Annotated in this window: 13 protein-coding genes; 4 read left to right on the top strand and 9 right to left on the bottom strand. The window is 73.4% G+C overall.

Annotation, left to right across the window (positions count from 1 at the left end; all coding sequences use genetic code 11):
* The 5 genes from IMZ11_RS26020 to IMZ11_RS26040 all read right to left on the bottom strand — a co-directional run.
* Nucleotides 1-7,522, bottom strand: a 7,522-nt coding sequence (locus tag IMZ11_RS26020; protein ID WP_228645031.1) for a non-ribosomal peptide synthetase, incomplete at its 3' end; no start/stop codon positions are given.
* On the bottom strand, nucleotides 7,519-12,408 hold the full coding sequence (locus tag IMZ11_RS26025) for a non-ribosomal peptide synthetase (RefSeq protein WP_228645032.1): 4,890 nt from the start codon (nucleotides 12,406-12,408) through the stop codon (nucleotides 7,519-7,521). The genes IMZ11_RS26020 and IMZ11_RS26025, both read right to left, overlap by 4 nt.
* 165 nt (nucleotides 12,409-12,573) lie before the next feature.
* Nucleotides 12,574-13,599: an acyl-CoA dehydrogenase family protein gene (locus IMZ11_RS26030; protein ID WP_228645033.1), complete on the bottom strand. Its 1,026-nt coding sequence runs from the start codon at nucleotides 13,597-13,599 to the stop codon at nucleotides 12,574-12,576.
* A gap of 59 nt (nucleotides 13,600-13,658) precedes the next feature.
* Complete coding sequence (locus IMZ11_RS26035; protein ID WP_061257864.1) at nucleotides 13,659-14,786, bottom strand: acyl-CoA dehydrogenase family protein; 1,128 nt, start codon at nucleotides 14,784-14,786, stop codon at nucleotides 13,659-13,661.
* Nucleotides 14,776-15,615: an enoyl-CoA hydratase gene (locus IMZ11_RS26040; RefSeq protein ID WP_061257865.1), complete on the bottom strand. Its 840-nt coding sequence runs from the start codon at nucleotides 15,613-15,615 to the stop codon at nucleotides 14,776-14,778. The genes IMZ11_RS26035 and IMZ11_RS26040 overlap by 11 nt, the downstream gene beginning before the upstream one ends.
* Nucleotides 15,616-15,688: 73 nt before the next feature.
* Between IMZ11_RS26040 and IMZ11_RS26045 the strand changes: the two genes are divergently transcribed.
* Genes IMZ11_RS26045 through IMZ11_RS26055 form a run of 3 tightly spaced genes read left to right on the top strand, consistent with a single transcriptional unit; the run spans nucleotide 15,689 to nucleotide 18,265 of the window.
* Nucleotides 15,689-16,465 (top strand): SDR family oxidoreductase, encoded by a 777-nt coding sequence (locus IMZ11_RS26045; RefSeq protein ID WP_228645034.1) that lies wholly within the window; start codon nucleotides 15,689-15,691, stop codon nucleotides 16,463-16,465.
* A gap of 16 nt (nucleotides 16,466-16,481) precedes the next feature.
* Nucleotides 16,482-17,108 carry a TetR/AcrR family transcriptional regulator gene (locus tag IMZ11_RS26050; protein WP_061257867.1) on the top strand — a complete coding sequence of 209 codons (627 nt, stop codon included), beginning with the start codon at nucleotides 16,482-16,484 and terminating at the stop codon, nucleotides 17,106-17,108.
* Complete coding sequence (locus tag IMZ11_RS26055; protein ID WP_228645035.1) at nucleotides 17,108-18,265, top strand: acetyl-CoA C-acetyltransferase; 1,158 nt, start codon at nucleotides 17,108-17,110, stop codon at nucleotides 18,263-18,265. The genes IMZ11_RS26050 and IMZ11_RS26055 overlap by 1 nt, the downstream gene beginning before the upstream one ends.
* Before the next feature lie 35 nt (nucleotides 18,266-18,300).
* Here the strand turns inward: IMZ11_RS26055 and IMZ11_RS26060 are convergent, their stop codons facing one another.
* A complete protein-coding gene (locus IMZ11_RS26060; protein ID WP_228645036.1) occupies nucleotides 18,301-19,791 on the bottom strand; it encodes a hypothetical protein in 1,491 nt (496 codons plus the stop codon).
* A gap of 431 nt (nucleotides 19,792-20,222) precedes the next feature.
* On the opposite strand from IMZ11_RS26060, the gene IMZ11_RS26065 reads away from it, so the two are divergent.
* On the top strand, nucleotides 20,223-20,591 hold the full coding sequence (locus IMZ11_RS26065) for a PadR family transcriptional regulator (RefSeq protein WP_228645037.1): 369 nt from the start codon (nucleotides 20,223-20,225) through the stop codon (nucleotides 20,589-20,591).
* Between the two features lie 26 nt (nucleotides 20,592-20,617).
* On the opposite strand, the gene IMZ11_RS46760 is transcribed toward IMZ11_RS26065, so the two are convergent.
* The 3 genes from IMZ11_RS46760 to IMZ11_RS26075 are packed head-to-tail and all read right to left on the bottom strand — an operon-like array spanning nucleotide 20,618 to nucleotide 22,697.
* Nucleotides 20,618-20,725: a hypothetical protein gene (locus IMZ11_RS46760; protein WP_374462750.1), complete on the bottom strand. Its 108-nt coding sequence runs from the start codon at nucleotides 20,723-20,725 to the stop codon at nucleotides 20,618-20,620.
* Nucleotides 20,722-21,582 (bottom strand): hydrogenase maturation protease, encoded by an 861-nt coding sequence (locus tag IMZ11_RS26070; RefSeq protein ID WP_228645038.1) that lies wholly within the window; start codon nucleotides 21,580-21,582, stop codon nucleotides 20,722-20,724. Before IMZ11_RS26070 ends, IMZ11_RS46760 begins: the two co-directional genes overlap by 4 nt.
* Nucleotides 21,583-21,584: 2 nt before the next feature.
* Nucleotides 21,585-22,697, bottom strand: a complete 1,113-nt coding sequence (locus tag IMZ11_RS26075; RefSeq protein WP_228645039.1) for a hypothetical protein — start codon at nucleotides 22,695-22,697, stop codon at nucleotides 21,585-21,587.
* Nucleotides 22,698-22,702: the final 5 nt, after the last annotated feature.

A 22,702-nucleotide genomic window follows, 5' to 3' on the forward strand; every position in this document is an offset into this window, starting at 1 on the left:
GTTCCCCGCCCTGGTCCCCGCCCTGTTCCCCGCCTTGGGTTCCGCCCGGGTTCCCGTCTCGGTCCGCGGGCCGGTCCTCGTCCGGCTGCCCGCCCGGTCGCTCGTAGGGCTCCGCCCAGCGGCGCAGCGCTTCGGCCAGGTGGCCGCCGAGCTGGTCGGCCTGGTGGCGCAGGAAGTAGTGCCCGGCGTGCGGGATCACCGCGAGCTCCACCCGGTCGGCGAAGGCCGTCCACTCCCGATAGCGCTCCTCGTACAACTCGGTCGCGCGGTCGGCGCCGCCGATGACCACCAGCACCGGCGCGCGCAGCCGGCGGCGCGCCGGATCGGCGAGCCGGCGGGTGAACCACGCCTGCGCCTGGCGGGCGTCGTGCCTGAGCGCGTTGACGGCCGTCTCGACCGCGGCGCCCTCCAGGTCCTCGGGCAGGCCGCCCATCGCCCGAAGGACGTCACGGTAGGCGCGGTCGGACAACCAGCGGTCGGCGGGCAGATGCCGGTTGATCCACGCGGACACCTTTCCGGGGAGCCGCGCGGTCGGGAAGCTGCCGCCGAGGAAGACGCCGGTGATCGGGACGCCCGTCTCCTCCAGCCGCAGGGCCAGGGCGGTGGCGAGCGCCGTGCCGACACAGTGCCCGTAGACCGAGATCGGCCCGGTCTCCCGCGCGGCGAGTTCGGCCACGCACCGCTCGACCACCTCCTCCAGCGGCCGCGGCTCCTCGTCGGGGCGGGCGGGATCGTGGCCGGGCAGTTCGAGCGCCAGCAGTTCCACTCCCTCCGGCAGCGCCTCGGCCAGCGGCCGGTAGACGGCCGCCGAGCCGCCGCCGTACGGCACGCAGACCACGGTCGCGGTCGCCTTCGCCCCCGCCTTCGGGCCGCCGAGCCGGTGCAGCAGCCCACCCTGGCCGCCGGAACGGCCGTCGAGGTGGGCGGCGAGCTCGCGCACGGTCGGATGGGTGAACAGGTCGATGACCCGCAACCCCCCGTCGATCTCGTGCACGGCCTTGACGGCGGTGAAGGAGTCGCCGCCGAGCGCGAAGAAGTCGTCGGTCGCGCCGACGGACTCCACGCCGAGCAGTCGCGCCCAGATCTCCGCGAGCCTCCGTTCCGTGTCCGTGGCGGGGGCCACCCGCTCGCCCGTGCTCACCGCGCCCAGCTCCGCGGCCAGCCGGGTGCGGTCCACCTTGCCGTTGGCGTTCAGCGGGAACGCGTCAAGCAACGTGATCACCGACGGCACCATGTAGTCGGGCAGCGCGTCCCGCAGCGCCGCGCGGACGTCGTCCACGGTCGGCACACCCGCACCCACACCCACGCCCGGCGCGGTGGGGACCAGCCAGGCGGCCAGGCGGCGCCCCGTACCCTCGCCGACCGGGAGGACCACGGCCTCCGCGACGCCGGGAAGCGCCCGGCACACGGCGGCGACTTCGCCCGGCTCGACCCGGTATCCCCTGATTTTCACCTGATCGTCGATCCGGCCGAGGAACTCGACGAATCCCTCGGAGGTCACCCGGGCCCGGTCGCCCGACCGGTACCAGCGGCCGTCGTCCCGCGTCACATAGCGCGGATCCTCCGGATGCCCCAGGTAGCCCCGCGCCACCTGCGGGCCGCCGATCCACAACTCGCCCGCCACGCCGTACGGCAGGGCACGCCCGGCGTGGTCGGCCACGAAGCACCGCGCCTCCGGCAGCGGCAGGCCCAGCGGGACGTTCGCCGTCGCACGCGGCGCGTTCCCGGTGGAGCAGCCGAGCACGGCGACGGTCGTCTCCGTCGGACCGTAGTGAACCTGGACCTCCAGGTCGGGCCGTACCTCCGCGATGCGGTCCACCAGCGCCCACGGGACAGCCTCGCCCGCCAGGACCAGCACGCGGCGCGGCAGCACCGCCGCCAGGTCGCCGTGCGAGGCCAGCAGCTCCAGGTGGCTGGGCACGCACTTGAGGAAGTCGACCGCGTGCCCGGTCATGTGCGCGGCGAAGGCGGGCGGGTCGGTCGCCGTGTCCCGGTCCAGCAGATGCAGCGCCGCGCCCGTGGTCAGCGCTCCGAAGACGTTGAGGATGCCCAGGTCGGCGGCGGCTGTGGACGCCAGCGCCCACGATTCGAGCGGACCGGCCGGGCACAGGCGGGACAGGATGCCGTCGAGGTACGCCGTGATGTTCCGGTGCTCGACCGCCACGCCCTTGGGCGTACCGGTCGAGCCGGAGGTGAAGATCACATAGGCGAGATCCTCCGGCCCGACCTCGCTCCCCACCTCGCTCCCCACCGCGGTGCCCACCTCGACGCCGTCCGGTACGGCGCCGTCGGCGGCACCCGCGTCCGGAAGCCAGGGCGGGACGGCGGCGACGCCCTCCGGCACCCGGGCGGCGAGATCGGCGGCGCAGACCACGACGCGTGCCCCGGCGGTGGCGAGCATCGCCGCGATCCGGTCGGCGGGCGCGGCGTCGTCGATCGGGACGTAACCCGCGCCCGCCTTCAGCACGCCGAGCATGGCCACGGGCAGGTCCCGGGTGCGCTCCATCAGGACGGCGACCCGGTCCCCGCGCTTCACTCCCGCCTCGCGGAGGCGGTGGGCGAGCCGGGCCGCGCGCTCCTCCAGTTCCGCGTAGTCGAGCGTGCCGTCCGCCGCCACGACCGCCGTCGCCGACGGTGTGCGTCCCGCGTGTGCGGAGATCCGCCCGTGCAGGGTCCGCTCGTGCAGGGTCGGCTCGTTCAGGGTCGGCTCGTTCAGGGTCCGCTCGTTCAGGGTCGGCCCGCCGACCGGCGTTCCGGGAGGCCCCGCCAGCAGCGCGTCCACGCCCGGATCGAGGTCCAGGTCGCCGATCCGGCGGTCGGGGTCGGCGGTCAGCTGGTCCAGGACCGCCAGGAAGAAACCGGCGATCCGCCGCGCGGTCGACTCGTCGAACAACTCGGGCCGGTAGGCCAGCCCGCCCCACAGTCCGGTGCGGGTGTCCTGGACGGTCCAGCTCAGGTCGAACTTCGCGGTGACCGGCTTCATCTCCACGGCGTGCGCGTCGAGTCCGGGGAAGCCGGTGACCGGCCCCGGCGCGTCGTACACGTTGAGCAGGACCTGCGGCAGCACCTGCCCGGCGCCGAGCGGCTCGCCCGCGTGCGCGAAGGCGTCCAACGTCTCCGCGCGGACCCGTTCGACCAGGTCCCTGCCGGTGAGGGCGTCCTCCACCGAGGTTCGGACGACCAGGGTCTGGAGGAAGCAGCCGATCAGCCGCTCGGTCTCGGGATGCCGTCGTCCCGACTCCGGCACGCCGACGGCGATGTCGGAGCCGCCCGACACCCGCGCCAGCATGGCCTGCAACCCGGCGAGCAGGACCATGAACACCGTCGCGCCGCTCGCGGCGGCGAGCGCCCGCACCCGCGCGGCCAGCTCGTCCGGCAGGTCGAGGTCGAGCAGCCCCACCCCGGTGCCGGGCGCGGCGGGCCGTACGCGGTCCACGGGAAGCGCGATCTCGGCCGGCATCCCGTCCAGTTCGACCGCCCACCAGCCGGGGTCCTCGGCTTCGGTGGCCAGCCGCTGCCATTCCGAGACGTCCGCGAACTGGCGGTCGAGGGCCGGGGGAGCGGGCCGGGCTCCCGTACGGGCCGCGTAGAGGTCGGCGAGGTCCCGGAGGAGGACGCCGCGCGACCAGGCGTCGCTGGCGATGTGGTGAAGGACGAGGGCGAGCACGTGCTCGCGCGGGCCGGTGGCGAGGATCGAGGCCCGCAGCGGGTACTCCTCCTCCAGCCGGAACGGCCGCGTCGCCAGCTCCGCGAGCCGCCGCTCCACCCGGTCCTCGCCGGGGCCGCGATCCTCCAGGCCCGTGATCATGCCTGTGATCGGGTCCGGGATCGGGTCCGTGAACAGGTCCGTGATCAGGTCCACGGTGACCCGGGACGCGGGACCGGTCAACGCGTACGGCTCCGCGTCGCGTACCTCGACGGTCGAGCGCAGCACCTCGTGCCGCTCGGCCAGGTCCACGACGGCGAGCCGCAGCGCCTCCACGTCGAGGTCGCCGTCGAGACGGATCACGACCGGCACGTTGTAGGCCGCGCTGTCCGGGTCCACCTCTCCGGCCAGCCACATCTGGCGCTGGACCGGGGACAGCGGGACCGGGCCGGTGCCCGCCCGCCGGGGGATCGCGACGGCCGCCGGAGCCGCCTCGCTCCGGGGCAACGCGTCCAGCCCGGCGGCCAGGTCGGCGAGCACCGGACGCTCGAAGAGCAGCCGCAGCGGGACCGTGGTCCCGAGCCCGGCGGTGAGCCGCCCGGCCACGCGCACGGCGGTGAAGGAGTCGCCGCCCAGCGCGAAGAAGTCCGCGTTCACGTCGATCGTGTCCGCACCGATCGCGTTCGGGCCGGTCCCGCGCACTCCGAGCAGCTCGGCCCAGATCTCCGCGATCAGCCGTTCGGTGCCCGTCTCGGGCGCGGGCCCTCCGTCGCCCGGCCCGACACCACCCGCCCCGAAACCGCCGTACGGGTCGGCGGCGGCCAGGTCGAGCAGGTCGAGCAGCCGGGTCCGGTCCACCTTGCCGTTGGTGTTCAGCGGCAGCGCGTCCACGAGCGTGATCGTCGACGGCACCATGTAGTCCGGCAGCACGCGCCGCAGCGCCGCGCGTACGCCCTCAACGGTGACGGTGACGGTGTCGGTGACGGCGGTGTCCGACCGGGGGACCAGCCACGCGGCCAGCCTCCGTGCCGTGCCTTCTCCCGTCGGGAGGACCACGACCTCCGCCACGCCGGGCAGCGACCGGCAGGTGGCGGCGACCTCGCCCGGCTCGACCCGGTATCCCCTGATCTTCACCTGGTCGTCGACGCGGCCGAGGAACTCCACGAACCCGTCGCGGGTGATCCGCACCCGGTCGCCGGACCCGTAGTGACGACCGTCGGCGCGGTCCGCGTAACGGGCGTCGCCGGGGGCGCCCAGATATCCCCGCGCGACCTGCGGGCCGCCGATCCACAACTCGCCCACAACCCCGTACGGCAGAGCACGCCCGGCCGGGTCGGCGACGAAGCAGCGCGCTCCCGGGAAGGGCGTGCCGAGCGGCACCACGGATCCCGTACGCGGGGTCGTCGCGGCCACGCATCCGAGTACCGAGATCGTCGTCTCCGTCGGACCGTAGTGGATCTGGACCTCCAGGTCGGGCCGTACCTCCGCGATCCGGTCGACCAGCGTCCAGGGCGTGGCCTCGCCGGCGAGCACGAGCAGGCGGCGGGGGAGCACCGCGGCGAGATCGCCGTGCGCCGCCAGCAGTTCGAGCTGGCTGGGCACGCATTTCACCGCGTCCACGTCGTGCCGGCGCAGCCAGTCCGCGTACGCCTCCGGATCGACCGCGGTCTCCCTGCCGAGCAGGTGCAGCGCCGCGCCCGTGGTCAGCGCGCCGAAGACGTTCAGGAGGCCGAGGTCGGCGGCGATCGTCGAGACGAGCGCGTACGAGCGGGGCGTCGTGCCGTCCCGTCCGATCCGGGAAAGTACCGCGTCGAGATAGGCGGCCACCTGGCGATGCTCGACCGCCACCCCCTTGGGCGTACCGGTCGAGCCGGAGGTGAAGATCACATAGGCGAGGTCGTCCGGCCGGGCCGCGCCGTGGTCGCCGTGGTCGCCGCTGTCGCTGCCGTCGCCGTCGTCGCCCCTGTTGTCGCGGCTCGCGTCGTTCGCGACCGGGTCGTGCGCGGATCCGTGCGCGGCGTCGCCGGGCGTGATCACGGTGACGCCGGCGGGCAGTCGGTCCGCGAGCTCGGGGGCGCAGACCGCGACGCGGACTCCGCCTGCGGACACGACGGCGGCGATCCGGTCGGCGGGCGCGGCGTCGTCGATCGGGACGTAGGCCGCCCCGGCCCTGAGCACGCCGAGGAGGGCCACGGGCAGGTCCCGGGTCCGTTCCATCAGGAGCGCCACCCGGTCGCCGCGCGCGACGCCGGCCGCCCGCAACCGGCCGGCGAGACCGCTCGCGCGCTCGTCCAGCTCCGCGTAGGTGAGCGTGCCGTCCGCCGCCACGACGGCCGTGGCCGAAGGGGTGCGGGCCGCCTGCGCGGTGATCCGCCCATGCAGAGTCGGTTCGCCGAGCACGGGCGGATCCGGTTCGGAGAGGGCGGGATCGGCGCCGGGTTCGAGCTCCAGCTCGCCCACGGGGCGCTCCGGATCCGCGACGAGCTGGGCGAGCAGGGCGCCGAACCAGCCCGCGAGGCGGGCCGCCGTGTCCGGCTCGTACAGGTCGGTGCGGTAGGTCAGGCTGCCGTGCAGGGCGGTGCCGTCGTCGAGGAAGGTCCACGCCTGGTCGAACTTCGCGGCGAAGGGCGGCACCTCGATCGTCTCGGCCGTCAGCCCGGGGAAGCCGGTGACCTCCGCGGGAGCGTCGTAGACGTTGAGCAGCACGTCGAACAGCGGCGCCGCCGTACCGGACCGGTGCGGGCGCACCCGCTCCACCACGCGGTCGAACGGCACGTCGGCGTGGCCGAAGACGTCGAGAGCACGGGCGCGGGCCCGCCCGACCAGGTCCCTGCCGCTGAGGTCGCCGTCGACCCGGTCGCGGATGACCAGGGTCTCGACCAGGCAGCCGACCATGGACTCGGTGTCCTGATGCCGGCGGCCCGACTCCGGCACGCCCACCGTCACGTCGGAGGTGACGCCGGAGGCGCCGGACACGCGTGCCAGTGTCGCCTGGAGCGCCGCCAGGAGCACCATGAACACCGTCGCTCCGCTCTCCGCGGCCAGCGCGCGCAATCGCGCGGCGGTCTCGGGGGCGACGGCGACGTCCGCCACCCCGGCGTGCCACCCCGGCGACGTCGTGGACCCCCCGGCTTCCGAGGTTCCGGCGACCGCCGTACGGTCCGGTGGCAGGCCGGGCACCGGTTCCAGCCCGGCGAGGTAGTCCTCCCACCAATCGAGCGTCCGCTCCGTCTGCGGGGACTCGGCCCGGGCGTTCGACCACGCGGCCACGTCGGGGTAACCCAGCGACGGCGGGTCGAGCGCGGGCCCGGTCCCGGCGCGGAAGCGGTACAGCGCGGCGAGGTCGTCGAGCAGCAGCGGCTGCGCCCACGCGTCGATCGCGATGTGGTGCATGAGCAGGACCAGCACGTGCTCGCGGGGACCGGTGGCGAGGATCGCCGCCCGCAGCGGACGCTCCTCCGCCAGCCGGAACGGCACACGCGCCAGCTCCGCGAGCCGCTCCTCCAGCGCCTCCGGGGCGACGTCCTCCACCGCGACGGCGATCCCGTCCGCGTCACCCGTGACCGCGTACGGCTCGCCGTCGCGGACCTCCACCGTCGAGCGCAGCACCTCGTGCCGCTCCACGACGTCCACCACGGCCCGGCGCAGCGCGTCCACGTCCAGCTCGCCGCGCAGCCGCAGCACGAGCGGCACGTTGTAGGCCGGGCTGTCCCGGTCCACCTCGGACGCGAGCCACATCCGCCGCTGCACGGGCGACAGCCGCCACGGCCCGCCGTCCGTACGGCGCGGGATGCCCGCCGACGCCGTCTGGCGTGCCCGCGCGATGCGCTGGTCGAGCAGGGCGCGCAGCCGGTCATCTCCGGAGACGACGGTCATGAGCGGGCCTCCTGTCCGGCCATCTCGGCGATGACCAGTCGTTCCACTTCGGTGGCGTAGTCGGCGAGTACGGGATGGTCGAACAGGAGGCGTACGGCCAGGTCGCAGGCGAGCGCCTCACGCAGCCGGACGGTCACGCGGGTGGCCAGCAGCGACGTGCCGCCGAGCGCGAAGAAGTCGTCGCGGGCCCCGACGAGGGGAGCACGCAGCACCTCCTGCCAGATCTCGGCGGTGAACTCCTGCATCGGGCCTTCCGGCGGCGTGTGGGGCGCGGCCGCCACCTCGACGTCCTCCAGGGCGCGGCGGTCGAGCTTGCCGCTGACGGTGCGGGGGAGCGTGGCGTGCGCGGCCCATCGGCGGGGCACCATGTAGCCGGGGAGCCGGTCCCTGGCGTAGTCCTCCAGTTCGGAGGTCCGTTGCTCGCCGCGCCAGACGACGTGCCCGACGAGGTGGGCGTCGGGGCCGCTCGTGGCGACGACCGCGAGATCGGTGACGGCGGGGTGGGCGCGCAGCACCGCGTCGATCTCGCCCGGCTCGACGCGGTAGCCGCGTACCTTCACCTGCTCGTCCCTGCGGCCGACGAAGTCGAGCACCAGTCCGCCCGCGCCGTCCGGGATCCAGCGCACGATGTCCCCGGACCGGTAGCGCCGCGCCGGGGCGGTCGCGGGGTCGGCGCCGAACGCGGGGTCGGGGACGAACGCGGCGGCGGACAGCTCGGGACGCCCGCGATACCCGCGGGCGACGCCGGGACCGCCCAGCCACAGCTCGCCGGGCACCCCGGGAGGCAGCAGCCGGCCGAGCGGATCGACGACGTAGAGGCGCTCGCCGGGGAGCGGGTGCCCGATGGGCACGCTCTCCCCGACCGGCCCGGTCACCGGATGGACGGTGGAGGCCACGGTCACCTCGGCCGGGCCGTACGCGTTCCAGAGCTTCCCGGCCCGCGCCTGGAGCTCCCGCGCCAGCGTGGGATCGAACGGCTCGCCGCCGACCATGAGCCGCATCTCGGGACGGCCCCGCCAGCCCGCCTCCACCATGAGCCGCATCCGGCTCGGCGTGGTGAGCACGAGGGTGACCCCGGCCGAGTCGCACAGCTCGGCGAGGGCACGGCCGTCGAAGGCCGTCGCGGTGTCGGCCATGACCACGCGGCCTCCCGCCGTGAGCGTGGCCCACAAATCGAACGCGGAGACGTCGAACACCATCGGAGCCACCGCGAGCACGGCGTCGTCCCCGGTCAGCCCCGGATCGGCCTGGATGGAGACGACGAACGCGGCCAGCGCGCGATGGGGGATCTCGATGCCCTTGGGCCGTCCGGTCGAGCCCGACGTGAAGATCACGTAGGCGAGTCCCCCGGGGTCGGCCTCCGGGATCTCGCCGCGGGGCACCGCCATCAGCGCCTCCGCGTCGAGGACCGTCACGCCGCCGATCGGCGCGACCGCGGCGTGCGCCTCCTCGCCGAGGGCGAGCACCCGCCGTACGCCGCCGTCCTCGGCGATCGCCGCCAGCCGCATGGCCGGCAGGTCGGGGTCCATCGGCACGTACGCGCCGCCCGCCCGCAGCACGCCGAGCAGGACCGCGGGCAGGTGGTGATCGCGGGGCAGGCTCACACCGACCGGCTCCTCCGCGGTGACGCCCGCGGCGACGAGTCCGGTCGCGACCCTGGCGGAGATCTCCTCCAGCTCACCGTAGGTCAGCCGGGTTCCGGCCGCCTCGATCGCGATCCGGCGCCGATCCTGCGTGATGATCGCGTCCACGATGGTGGCGGGCGGGTCGATCTCCGCTCCGGTGCCCGCCGCGAGCAGGGCCGTACGCTCCTCCTCCGAGACGAGGCGCAGCGCGGAGACCGGCGTGCGCGGGTCGTCCAGGCCGCGTTCGAGCGCGTGGAGCAGCGCGTCGGCGACCCGTTCCGCGTCGGCCGCGCCGAAGCGCGAGGCGGCGTACTCGACCAGCAGCTCCGGCCCGTCGGCACCGGTGTTCACCAGGACCGTCAGCTCCGCCACCGCGCCGCCGCAGTCCAGCTCGCCGACCAGCTCGACCCGGACCGGCCCCGCCTCCAGTACGGCGGGCACGTCCTCGGGTTGCACCGACAGCACGATCGGCGCGGGGCCGGACCCGGGAGGGCGGGGCACCGCGCCGGAGACCGCCGACCCGACCTGCTCCTGGTGGGCGAGCGCCCCGGTGATCGCCGCGCCCGCCGCACCCACCAGGTCCCCGAACGCCGGATCGTCGCCGAAGCGTACGGGGACAGGGAGCACGCCGAGCAGCGGCCCCACGACCCGGTCCAGGCCGGGCCGGTCGCGTTCGGCGGCGGCCAGGCCGATCATCGTCTCGGCACGCCCGGTCAGGCCGCCGATCACGGTGGCGAGCGCGGCCAGGTGGACCGCCGCGGGGGTGACGCCGTGGCGTGCGGCGACCCTTCTGATCCCCGTTTCGAGCGCGGGACCGATCGGCCGCCTGAGCCGGCGTCCCGTGTGCGTCGCCGCCCGCTCCGCGCCCAGGAGGTCGTACGGCACGGCGGCGTCGGCGAGCGCCTCCCGCCAGTGGGCCGTCTCGCGGGGAAGCGCCGCCTCCCGGCGCTCCTCCTCGCGCACCGCCACGTCCCCGAGCTGGAGGGCCGGGTCGGGGACCGGCAACCTGGCCAGCCCGGCCGCGAGCTCGTCGATCAGGATCCGGGTCGACCAGCCGTCGAACACGAGGTGATCCGTGACGACGATCAGCTCGGCCGCCGCCGTACCCGTCCAGGCGAGAACCGCGCGCAGCAGCGGCACGTCCGAGGCCGGGTCGAACGGCGTCGCGGCCAGGTCGGCGAGGCGCAGGATCTCGGCCTCGCGGGCCTCCGGTGCCAGGTCGCGCAGGTCGTGCTCGGCCACGCGTACGGGTGCGGGGGCGCGGACGCGGGCGACCGGCTCACCGTCGTGGTGCTCGATGACGGAGCGCAGCGGTTCGTGGCGGCTCACGATGCCGTCGAGAGCGGCTCGGAACGGCCCCGCGGTCGCGGCGCCGCGCACGCGGAGCCGTAGGGCGATCGTCGTGGCCCGCGTTCCCGGCTCGATCTGCCGCAGTGCCCAGAACTGGCGTTGCATGTCGGTGAGCGGATAGCGGTCGCGCCCGGCGTGCCGGACGAGGGGAGCGCGCCCGCCGGATCCGGCGCGTACGCGCCCGGCCAGCGCCGCCACGGTGGGGTCGGCGAGGAACTCGTGCAGTGGCACCTCGGTCCCGAGTTCCGCGCCCGCCCGCGCCACGACGCGGGCCGCCGCGAGGGAGTGCCCGCCGAGATCGGGGAATCGGTCCTCCACGCCCACCTGCGCGGCGTCGATTCCCAGCACGCCGGCGACGATCCCGGCGAGCCGCCGTTCGAGGTCGTCGCGGGGCGCCGTCGTCGCCTCGCGCGCGGCGGCCCGTACGGCGCCGAGGGCCTGGCGGTCGATCTTGCCGTTCGGGTTCAGCGGGAGCCTGTCGAGGAGGGCGAGGCGGTCCGGAACCATGTAGCCGGGCAGGCGCCCGCGCAGATAGTCCAGCAGTTCCCGCTCGGCCGCGTCGCCGGTCTGGTCGCCGGTCTGGTCGCCGGTCTGGACGCTGGTCTGGACGCTGGTCTGGACGTATCCCGCGAGCCGCCGGGTGCCGTCCGCGTCGGGCAACGCCAGCACGGCGGCGGCCGTCACGCGGGTATGGGCGGCGAGGGTCCGTTCGATCTCGCCGAGCTCCACCCGGTGGCCGCGGATCTTCACCTGGTCGTCGGCCCGCCCGGCGAAGTGGTAGACGCCGCCGTCGAATCTGACCAGGTCGCCGGTCCGGTAGATCCGCCCGGCACCGGGGCGTTCGATGAACCGGTCCTCGCCGGGGCGGCCCCCGGAGGGACGGCCGAGGTAGCCGCGCGCCACCACGGGGCCGCTCACCCACAGCTCGCCGACCTCGCCTTCGGCGACCTCGGCGCCGTCGGCGTCCCTGACGCTCACCACGGCGCCGGCGATGGGCGACCCGATCGGCGGGACGCCGGTCGCCCCGCGCGGGACCTCGTGGGCGAGGCACTGGATGGTGCACTCGGTCGGCCCGTAGAGGTTGAAGACCCGCTCGACCTGCGGGTTCCGGTAGATCGCGGCGATCAGCTCAGCCGACGCCGCCTCCGCCCCCGAGTGCACCAGGCGCGTACGCGGCGGCAACGGGCCCGTGCGCAGCAACGCGGCCAGCACGGAGGGCGGCCCGCCGAGGACCGTCACCTCGTCGCGCGCCGGCAGGCCCGGCAGGGCGAGCAGGTTGTCCGCCAGGATCACCGTGCCGCCCACCAGTAGCGGCGCGAAGATCTCCATCACGGAGGGGTCGAAGGAGATCGACGCGGCTGCCAGCGTGCCGGCCAGCGTTTCGGGCGTCCACGTCTCGGTGATCCAGGTGAGCTGGTTCATCGCGCCGCGGTGCTCGACGGCCACGCCCTTGGGCCGGCCGGTCGATCCGGACGTGTAGATGACATACGCCAGGTCGTCGGGCGACACCGCCGTGCCCGGATCCGTATCCGGGACCGCCGCGTCGTCGGCTCCGGCGAGGATCACGCGCGCTTCCAGCAGGTGGGCGAGTCCCGGAAGTGTGATCATCGACTTCAGGCCGCTGTCGGCGGCGACGAGCCGGAGCCGGTCCGGGGGATAGGCCGGGTCCAGCGGCACGTAGGCCGCTCCCGCCTTGAGAACACCGAGCAACGCGGGGATCAGATGTTCGCCCCGGTCGAGGAGCACCCCCACGGGTTCCTCTCGGGCGACGCCGTTCCTGAGGAGCGCGTGCGCGATCCGGTTCGCGCGCCGATCCATCTCCTTGTAGGAGACTCGCAGGTCACCGGCCACGTAGGCGATCGCGTCGGGTGTCCGCTCCGCCTGGGCCGTCACCGCTACATGAATGGTCACGGCCGCTGACACTAGACAGCAATGATCATTTATCCAATGATATGTCACATATCTGGTGCCAAAACGGTATAAAACTGCCTCACGCGCATTATTGCGGCCAGCGTGATATCGGCGAGGCCCCGCACCGATCCGGTACGGGGCCTCGACGGCGGCGCTCTCGCGGGCTCAGGTCAGGGCGGACACCACCCGGGCGCGGTGGGCGGCGGGGGAGCCCCACGCCGCGTAGAGGGCACGGGCCTTCCTGATCCACAGGCTCGGGTCGTACTCGTCGGTGTAGCCGATCGCCCCGTGCACCTGCAGGGCGATCTTCGCCGCCGCGTACGCGGCCTCCGACGCCGCGACCTTCGCGGCGGACACGTCACGCGCGAAGTCGGGCGAGCCGTACGCGAGGGCCGCGCCGTGGACCAGCGGGCGGGCGTACTCCAGGCCGACGAGGGCGTCGGCCAGGTGGTGCTTGACCGCCTGGAACTCGCCGATCGGCCGGCCGAACTGCCGCCGCGCCGTGGCGTACTCCACCGAGACGTCCAGCAGCGCGCGACCCACGCCGACGAGCTGCGCGGCGCAGGCGAGCGCGCCCATGTCGTACGCCGCCTCGCCCGCCGCGCGCACGGCGGGCCCGGACGCGAGCACGTCGCCCCCGGTGACCGAGAACAGCCGCCGGGCCGGATCGAGGGAGGCGCGCGCCTCGCCGGGCACGCCCGCGCGCAGCTCGTCGCCGTCCACCACCAGGACGACGTCGGCCGCGTCCGCGTCCAGCGCGTACGGCATGGCGGGGGGCAGCGCGAGCGACGCGACGGTCGTCCCCTCGGCGATCCCGGCCGACCAGGCGCCGAACTCCGTGCCCGATCCCGTGCCCGATCCCGTGCCCGGCCCGCCGCCCGGCCCGTCCTGAAGGTGGCCGAGCAGCGCGGCGACGGCGACCGTCTCGGCGAACGGCCCGGGTACGGCGTGCCGTCCCAGCTCGTGGAACGCGGTCACCAGCTCGACGGGGAGCGGTCCCGCGCCACCCGCCGACTCGGGCACGGCGATCGCGAGGACCCCGGCGTCGGCGAGCGAGCGCCACAGGGCGCGGCCCGAGTCACGCGTTCCGGCCGACCAGTCGCGGATCACGGCCGGCGTGCCCGCCTCGGCCAGGAGCTTGTGCAGGGTGTCGCCGAACAGCCGCTGCTCGGCGTCGAGGATGAACTTCACGGCTGCCTTCCGAACATCGTCGCAAACATCGTCGCAGTGTCACGGTCGCGTGCCATCGGTCACCGTCCCGCTCTGGGCAGGCCGAGCACACGCTCGGCGATGACGTTGCGCTGGATCTCGTTCGTCCCGGCGTAGATCGGGCCGGCGAGGGCGAAGACGTAGCCCTCCAGCCACTCGCCGTCGAGCTCTCCGTCCGGGCCGAGCAGGTCGAGGGCCGTCTCGTGCAGCGCCACGTCGAGCTCCGACCAGAAGATCTTGTTGATGCTGGACTCGGCGCCGACGTCCTCGGTCCGCGAGATGGTCTCGAACCCCTTCAAGCGGTACGCGCGTGACTTGATCCAGGCGTCGGCCACCCGGTCGCGCAGCGCCGTGTCGGCGGGGTCCGCGTGCTCCTTCCAGAGGTCGACCAGGCGGTCGGCGGCGGCGAGGAACCGGCCGGGGCTGCGCAGCGTGAGCCCGCGCTCGTTGCCGGTGGTGCTCATCGCGACCCGCCAGCCCTCGCCCGGCGTGCCGATCACATCCCGGTCGGGCACGAAGACGTCGTCGAAGAAGAGCTCGGCGAACGCCGGCTTTCCGTCGATGCGGCCGATCGGGCGCCGGGTGACGCCCTTCGCGTCCAGGGGGAACATCAGGTAGGTCAGGCCGCGGTGCCGCTCGGCCTCGGGACCTGCGCGGAACGGGCCGAAGCCCCAGTCGGCGAAGGCCGCGCGGGAGCTCCACGTCTTCTGGCCGTTCAGCAGCCAGCCGCCGTCGACCCGGGTCGCGGTGGCGCGCAGGGAGGCCAGGTCGCTGCCCGCTCCCGGCTCCGACCACGCCTGGGCCCAGATGACCTCGCCCGAGGCCATCGACGGCAGGACCCGGTCGAGCTGCTCGGGCGTGCCGTGGTTGAACAACGTCGGGGCGAGGAGGTTGATGCCGTTCTGGCTGACCCGTCCCGGGGCGCCGGCGGCGTAGTACTCCTCCTCGAAGATCAGCCACTCCAGCGGGCTCGCGTCCCGCCCGCCGTACCGCGCGGGCCAGGACACGACGGACAGCCGCGCCTCGTGGAGCTCGTGCTCCCAGGCGCGGTGCGCGGCGAAGCCCTCCTCGACCTCCAGGGAGGGCAGGGGAGTGGCGGGGACGTGGGCACGCAGCCAGTCCCGGACCTCGGCCCGGAACGGTTCCACCGACGACAGGTCAAGATCCATCAGCGGCCGCCTTCATGCTCTTGGGGTCCATCCCGGCCAGGGAGTCGGCCGAGGTCTCCGCGTTGTGCGCGTGCGCGAGGTGGTGGAGGCCGAACACCGAGTCCATCCCGGCGTGCATGCCCTGGAGGTCCTCGGCCTGGTTCACGGCCTTCTTCGTCAGCGCGAGCCCGAGGCGCGGCATGGCGGCGATCTTCTCCGCCAGCGCGAAGGTCTCGGTCTCCAGCTCGTCGCGGGCGACGACCCGGTTGACCATGCCCACCTCGTACGCGCGCCGGGCGGGCATCCGGTCGCCGGTGTAGAGGAACTCCTTGGCGATCCGCGGCGGCATCATCCACGGGTGGGCGAAGTACTCCACGCCCGGAATGCCCATGCGCACCACCGGGTCGGCGAAGAACGCGTCGTCGGAGGCGACGATCAGGTCGCACACCCAGGCGAGCATGAGCCCGCCCGCGATGCAGGCGCCCTGCACCATCGCGATCGTCGGCTTGGGGATCTCGCGCCAGCGGCGGCACATGCCGAGGTACACCTCGGACTCGCGGGCGAAGCGGCTCTCGGCGCCCTCCTTGCCCACGTGGTCCCACCACAGGACCGCCTTGCGCTCGAAGGAGACGTGCGCGTCCCTTTCCGGCGTGCCGATGTCGTGCCCGGCGGAGAAGTGCCTGCCCTCGCCGGCCAGCACGATCACCTTGACCTCGTCGTCGGCGACGGCCCGGTAGAAGGCCTCGTCCAGGGCATAGGTCATCGCGGAGTTCTGCGCGTTGCGGTACTCCGGGCGGTTCATGGTGACCACCGCCACCGGCCCGCGCCGCTCGTAGCGCACTACGGTCATCGGGGACCCCTCATTCTTTCTAACAATTGTTTGGTAGAGTAAACCATGTGAAGCTCAGTGAGGAGGGCCGGGGATGAAGCCGTCCTATGTTCCGGGTCACGGTCTGCTGCGTGACCGCGTGGCGGTGGTGACCGCCGCGGCCGGCACCGGCATCGGCGGCGCCTGCGCCCGCCGCATGCTGGAGGAGGGCGCCCGCGTGGTCATCAGCGACGCCCACGAGCGGCGGCTGTCGGAAAGCCTCGCCGCCCTGGAGAAGGAGTTCGATCCCGCCTCGGTGACCGCGGTGCCCTGCGATGTGACCTCGGAGGAGCAGGTGCAGCACCTGTTCTCGGCCGCGGAGGAGCGCTTCGGCCCGGTCGACGTGGTGATCAACAACGCCGGTCTCGGCGGTACGGCGAAGCTCGTCGAGATGACCGACGAGCAGTGGAGCCGGGTGCTCGACGTGACGCTGAACGGCACCATGCGGTGCACTCGCGCCGCGCTGACCCGCATGCAGCCGCGCGGCCGCGGCGTGATCGTGAACAACGCCTCGGTGATCGGCTGGCGGGCGCAGGAGGGCCAGGCGCACTACGCGGCGGCCAAGGCCGGGGTCATGGCGCTGACGCGGTGCGCGGCGATCGAGGCCGCGCCGTACGGCGTGCGGATCAACGCCGTGGCGCCCTCGCTGGCCATGCACCCCTTCCTGGCCAAGGTGACCACGGAGGAGCTGCTGGACGAGCTCACCAGGAAGGAGGCGCTCGGCCGGTACGCCGAGCCGTGGGAGGTCGCCAACGTGATGGTCTTCCTCGCCAGCGACTACTCCTCGTACATGACCGGAGAGGTCGTCTCCGTGTCCAGCCAGCACCCCTGAAAGGGTCACTCGTCCCATGAGTCCACGTCGCCGAGACTCCGCGAGCACCGCGGCAGCGCGGGCCGAGCGGCGGGCCGAGCTGCTCGCGGCGGCGGCCGAGGTCTTCGCCTCGCGGGGATACGCCGTCACCACGGTCCGTGAGGTGGCCGACGCGGCGGGTATTCTCGGCGGCAGCCTCTACTACCACTTCGACTCCAAGGAGTCGATGGCCGACGAGATCCTCTCGGCCTTCCTCACCGACATGTGGGCGGCCTACGAGGAGGTGCTCGACGCGGGTCTCGGCGCGCGCGAGACCTTCCGGGCGCTGATCGGTGCGTCGTTCCAGACGATCGACCACCATCGCCCCGCAGTTGTGATTTATCAGAACGAATCAAAACATCTGACGACAAATCCGCGTTTCTCGTACCTGCTGGACAGCCAGCAGCGGTTCAGGGAGGTGTGGTTGTCGGTGCTGGACCGGGGCGTCCTGGACGGCGAGCTCCGCGCCGACCTCGACACCGGCCTCATCTACCGGTTCATCCGCGACACCGTCTGGGTGGCCGCGAGCTGGTACCGGAACGACGGCCCCCTGTCCGCGGACGAGATCGCCAGGCAGTACCTCGCGATGGTCCTGGAAGGGATCCTTCAACCTAAGGAGTTCTGATGGCGGAGGCATACATCGTCGAAGCGGTGCGCACCCCCGTGGGCAAGCGGAACGGCGGCCTGTCCGGCGTGCACCCGGCCGACCTGGGCGCGCACGCGCTGAACGCGCTGATGGCCCGCTCCGGCGTGGACCCGTCGGCAGTGGAGGACGTGGTCTTCGGCTGCCTCGACACGGTCGGACCGCAGGCCGGCGACATCGCGCGCACCTGCTGGCTCGCCGCCGGGCTGCCCGAGGAGGTCCCCGGCGTCACCGTCGACCGGCAGTGCGGCTCGTCCCAGCAGGCGCTGCACTTCGCCGCGCAGGCCGTCATGTCCGGCACCTCCGACCTCGTGGTCGCGGGCGGCGTGCAGAACATGTCGCAGATCCCGATCGCCTTCGCCTCGCGCGGCGCCGCCGACTCGCTCGGCCTCACCGAGGGCCCGTACGTCGGCTCGCGCGGCTGGCAGGCCAGGTACGGCAAGCAGGACGTGTCGCAGTTCCGCGGCGCCGAGATGATCGCCAGGGACTGGGACATCTCGCGTGAGGACATGGAGGCGTTCGCCTTCCAGTCGCACCAGCGCGCGATCAGGGCCATCGACGAGGGACGTTTCGCCAAGGAGATCGAGCCCATCGAGGGCGTCGAGCACGACGAGGGCCCGCGCCGCGACACCACGCTCGAGAAGATGGCGGGGCTGAAGACCCTGGAGGACGGCGGCCGGCTGACCGCCGCGGTGGCCTCGCAGATCTCCGACGGCGCCGCCGCCCTCCTCATCGCCTCCGAGGAGGCCGTGCGGACACACGGCCTGCGCCCCCGCGCCCGCATCCACCACCTGTCCGCGCGCGGTGAGGACCCCATCCGCATGCTGTCCGCGCCGATCCCCGCCACGGCGTACGCGCTGAAGAAGACCGGCATGCAGATCGGCGACATGGACCTGGTCGAGATCAACGAGGCGTTCGCCTCGGTCGTGCTGGCCTGGCTGAAGGAGACCGGCGCCGACCCCGAGCGCGTCAACCCCAACGGCGGCGCGATCGCTCTCGGCCACCCCCTCGGCGCCACCGGGGCCCGGCTCATGATCACGCTGCTGCACGAGCTGGAGCGCACCGGCGGCCGCTACGGCATGCAGACCATGTGCGAGGGCGGCGGCCAGGCGAACGTCACCATCATCGAGCGCCTCTGATCCCACGTCTCGGACCGGCCGCCGTATCCCGCCCGCTATCGGGCCGACGACGGTGGCCGGTAGAGGTACCACCGCTGGGTGCCCGTCGTGATGAGGGGCACCCGCCGCCACGCCGCCAGGAACCCGGCCGGCGTGTCCTTCCTGTTGCTGATGACGCCGACCCACTCCTTGCGGACCAGCGCGGCGTCGATCTGCCGGGGAAGCTCGTACCCGCCGTAGTTCGTGGTGATCCCCCTCATGCCGCAGCCGGTCAGGTATCCCACCTGGATGGCCGCGTGGCCGTACAGGAAGCAGGGCGTCGTGATGCCGAGACCACGCAGGGCCTCGGCGGCGAGGCGGTCGGGCTCGCGCGCGGCGCCCTCGGTCTCGGCCCGCTCGAGCAGCGTGCCGCCCTGGAGCACGAAGAACGCGGCCATCGCGACCGCGACCAGCACGCGGCCGATCCGCACCCGGGCGACCGAGGCCAGACCGCAGGCCACGGGCAGCGACAGCAGCGCGTAGACCGGCAGGAGGAAGCGCGGCGCGGCGTACCCGATCGTGAAGATGTACGACAGGGCGAGCGCGGTCCCCGAGGCGGTGGCGATGAGCAGAGGCCGCCGCCGCGCGGGCTTGCGTATGGCCCACAGGCCGACCGCCGTGAGGACCGGGATCGCGGCGAACCAGGCGACGTGCGCCAGCGGGAAGTCACCACAGGGGTGACCGAACCTGCACAGGACGGGACCGTCCAGAGCGCGGAGATGCTCGCCCAGGCTGAAGTGGAGCCCGGCCTCGTTCTTCGCGCCGGCGGCGGCGAGCCGCGCGAACGGGCCGTGGTAGCTCAGCGCCGCCTCGACGAGCCACTCGCCCCAGCCGACCGCGAGCCCCGCGACGACGGCGACGGCCGCGCGGAAGCGCCTGGTCACCAGGCCGTACGCCACGAGGGGGAGCGCCAGCCACGACGCGTCCGTCGGGCGGACCAGCGACGCGAGGGCGAAGGCGAGCGCGACGCCCACGAGGGCACCCTTGCGCTTGGCCATGCAGAAGAGGCCGGCACCGCCGACCGCGCAGAAGGCGACCCAGACGTTCGGCATCGCCTCGCCGCCGTAGAACAGCGCCGTCCACAACCCGGCGAACAGGGCCGCGGCGGCGGGTACGGCGGCCCCTGGGCGCAGCCGCACCCAGGGGAGGTAGGCGAGGAACAGCCCGAGACCCGACAGCAGGCTGAGATAGACGCGGATGACGATGACGGAGGAGGTGAACATCGTCACCGGCGCGACCAGCAGGGGGACGCCCCGGGCGCGCGGCGCGCTGAACCAGGCCGGGGGAATGCCCGGGGTGACCTGGCTGACGTAGATGCTCTCGTCCCAGCCCAGTCCCACCCTGACCGTCACCAGGAGCTGGATCGTCGAGTAGCAGACGGCCACCGCGGCGAGCGCCAGGTGCCAACGGCGTGAGGCCATCCACGCCCTGGCGCCCTTCCGGGAGGACCGGCCCGGCGCTCGCGAGGAGGCGCCACCCCGTGTGGCGGTCTCCGTAAGCTGATTCATCGTATTTCTCCCCGTCACAACCGGCGCAGGTGTCTCACCTGGCTCGGCGGAATCGTCTGCGCCAGATTAGTTAGCGCTTATTCAGCGATCGGCGAGCATCGGGTAAAGGCAGGTTTAACTCCGCTCCTGCCGGTTACGAACGGGATTTTCCGGTCGCGGGCCCGCTCACCCACCAGATGTTCGCCCGACCGCCGCGTTCCGCGAAAACCCCTGGTCCCGGTCGCTGCGAATCACGCCGCTCGGGAAAGCGGGCGACCCGGCGGTTTGCGTAATGACGGGGATGCCTTGGAAAAGGCTATAAATCCGGATATATAGCTCGGTGTGCGGGGCCATCGCCTTCCGGGTATCCACACGCCGATCCCGGAAATCGAGTCCGCTCGAATTCCCGGACCGGCCATCCCTTGCCGAGCAGCCAGGAACGGTGATCCGGAGTGAGCGGTTTCGAGCCGAGGAACCTTCTGAGCCCCTGCCTGCTGCTGCTCCTCGGCGAGCGTCCGGACCACGGCTACGAACTCGTCCAGCGGCTGCGTCCCCTCGGCATCACCGATGGCGACACGAGCACCGTCTACCGGACTCTGCGCTCGCTGGAACATCACGGATGCCTGTGCTCCGACTGGGTGCCCTCCGGCGCGGGCCCGGCGCGACGCATCTACCGGCTCACCGCCAAGGGGCGGGCGGAGCTGCTGAGCTGGCTGGGCACGCTGGAGGAGACGCGCAGGAGGCTCGACTACTACATGCGCAGGCTGGCGCCGCTCTTCGACAACCGCCGCCCGCACGAGGCCGGCGACGTGGAACGGTGACAGCGGAGGGGTGACACCCGGCTCCGCTACATCCGCTTCATCTTGATGTAGCGGCGGATGTCCGGCCACTGCATGACGACCAGCGTGACCATGACACAGGTCAGGACCACCGCGGTCACCTTGAGCTTCCTCATCGCCGCACGCTCCGTTCCCCCGGGTACTCTCCCGGGCGCTCGTCAGGACCCGGCCCGCCGCTCTCCGCGATCAGGTCCGCGACCACCGACACGACCATGCGCGCGGCCTCGCCGGCCGCCGCGCGTACCGGGGGGCTGAGCTCGACCAGAACGTCCTCGTCGGGCGTGCCCCGCAGTACGGACGTCGGCTCACAGCACAGGACGAGCACACGCGGAGGGATCCGGCCGAGCTCGCGGGCGAGGCGCAGGACCTGCACCGGGTCCATGCCGTGGGTCTCCACCGGGACGCCTCCCTCGTCCGAGAGCCGCGGCTCCAGCAGCGTCAGCGTCCCGGGAGCCTCACCGCGCGGCGCGGCGTCCACGAAGAGCACGGCGGCGTAGTCCCGTTGCAGCGCGTAGGCCAGGTCCATGCCGCGGATCCCGAAGTCCACGACGTCCACGCCCGCCGGCACCTCGACCTGGTCCAGGCGGCGGACGACCTCGACTCCGAAGCCGTCGTCGCCGAGGAAGATGTTGCCGATCCCGGCGACGAGGACGCGCACCGGCCGCTCCGCGCCGGGATCGGGGGCCAGCGGTTCGACCTCCTCCGGCGAGTAGAAGAACCGGTGACCGGGCAGCCGCGCCTCTCCGAGGTCGCGGCCGGGGTCGTCCTCCAGGGTGACCGCGAGGTGCGGCGTGCCATCCTCGTCCTGCTCGACCGCCTCGACGACGGCGACCCGCCCGTCGAGCGCGAGGTCGAAGATGTCCGCGCGGGACGAGCGCGGCCGCAGCCGCACCCGGCTGCCGGGGCCGACGGACACGCCGTCCACGACCACCGCGTCCGGTCCCCGCCCCTCCATGCGCGTCCAGAAGTCCATGTTCACGTTCCCGGCCCCTCCCCGGTCATCGGCCCCATGTCCGGCCGCATGTCCGGCCGCATGTCCGGCCGCACGTCGCGCAGGGTGCCGTGCAGCCGCATGAGCTGATCCGGCGTGAGCGAGGCGCAGCGGTCGAGGATCTCCCGCGCCCGGGGATCGCCGTCGCGGATCTCCCTGCGCTCCTCGTCGGTCAGCGACAGGACGCTCAGGGTCAGCAGCTGGTCGATCTCCGTGGAGTCGAAGAGGTCGCCGGGGCTCTCCGGCGCGATCTCCGGGTGGTCGTACAGGATGATCGGCGCCGACAACATCGTGTCCCGCGTTCCCTCCGGCCCCACGAGGACGGGCCAGACGCCGATGTTCCTGCATCCCTCCGCGACCGTCCGGAGCTCGGCCGGAGGATCCATGAGCGACACGAACCCGCCGTCGCCGTCGCCGTGGGCGCGCAGCACCGTGTGGCAGGACAGGAGCGTCCGTCTCATCGCCTCCTCGCGGTCGTCGCCCTCCCAGCCGCTGGTGTTGACCACCAGGACGGTGAGCCGGAACACCCCGGGCGCCGACCGCTCCGCGCGGATCTCCACCTCGCCGCGCACCTTCCTCCAGGTGCGGACGATCGCCCCGACCCGGCGTCCGGACGGATCCGACAGCCACTCCACCTCGCGGCCCGCGGGAACGTCGATCGGCACACGATGGGGATGCTCCACGAGGACCCCGAGGGGGAGGTCGCACACCGGCACCTCGCGCTCGGTCGCCTCCTCGCGCGGGAGATGCCGCAGGTCGCCGGCCATCAGCTCCGGCACCGGTTCCAACCGGGTCCCGTTCCCGTCCTCGCGCGGCCGGGCCGGGTCGTACGCTACCGCGTGCAGGAAGCGCACCTCGACGTCGACGGTGTCCTCGGGCGCCGCCTCGACCAGGCACTGCGTCTGGGCGTACCACGCGTCGCCCCCGGCCGTGCCGTACGCGCGGGGGTGGATCCCGCCGAGCGTCCAGCGGTGCCGGTTCTTCAGCGCCGACGGCCGGTAGGGCCACAGCAGGTAGCCCTCGTACAGCACCGCCTGGGCGATCCGCCGTACCGAGTCCTCCACCTGCTGCTTCACCTGCTGCTTCACCGGGTCCATGGCTC

Source organism: Microtetraspora sp. AC03309 (assembly GCF_020826795.1).
GTDB classification, from domain to species: domain Bacteria; phylum Actinomycetota; class Actinomycetes; order Streptosporangiales; family Streptosporangiaceae; genus Microtetraspora; species Microtetraspora glauca.

Coding starts and splice junctions, on each gene's coding strand:
- IMZ11_RS26035 (WP_061257864.1), bottom strand. CDS start 14,786: ATGGATCTTGACCTGTCGTCGGTGGAACCGTTCCGGGCCGAGGTCCGG.
- IMZ11_RS26040 (WP_061257865.1), bottom strand. CDS start 15,615: ATGACCGTAGTGCGCTACGAGCGGCGCGGGCCGGTGGCGGTGGTCACC.
- IMZ11_RS26045 (WP_228645034.1), top strand. CDS start 15,689: ATGAAGCCGTCCTATGTTCCGGGTCACGGTCTGCTGCGTGACCGCGTG.
- IMZ11_RS26050 (WP_061257867.1), top strand. CDS start 16,482: ATGAGTCCACGTCGCCGAGACTCCGCGAGCACCGCGGCAGCGCGGGCC.
- IMZ11_RS26055 (WP_228645035.1), top strand. CDS start 17,108: ATGGCGGAGGCATACATCGTCGAAGCGGTGCGCACCCCCGTGGGCAAG.
- IMZ11_RS26060 (WP_228645036.1), bottom strand. CDS start 19,791: ATGAATCAGCTTACGGAGACCGCCACACGGGGTGGCGCCTCCTCGCGA.
- IMZ11_RS46760 (WP_374462750.1), bottom strand. CDS start 20,725: ATGAGGAAGCTCAAGGTGACCGCGGTGGTCCTGACCTGTGTCATGGTC.
- IMZ11_RS26070 (WP_228645038.1), bottom strand. CDS start 21,582: ATGGACTTCTGGACGCGCATGGAGGGGCGGGGACCGGACGCGGTGGTC.
- IMZ11_RS26075 (WP_228645039.1), bottom strand. CDS start 22,697: ATGGACCCGGTGAAGCAGCAGGTGAAGCAGCAGGTGGAGGACTCGGTA.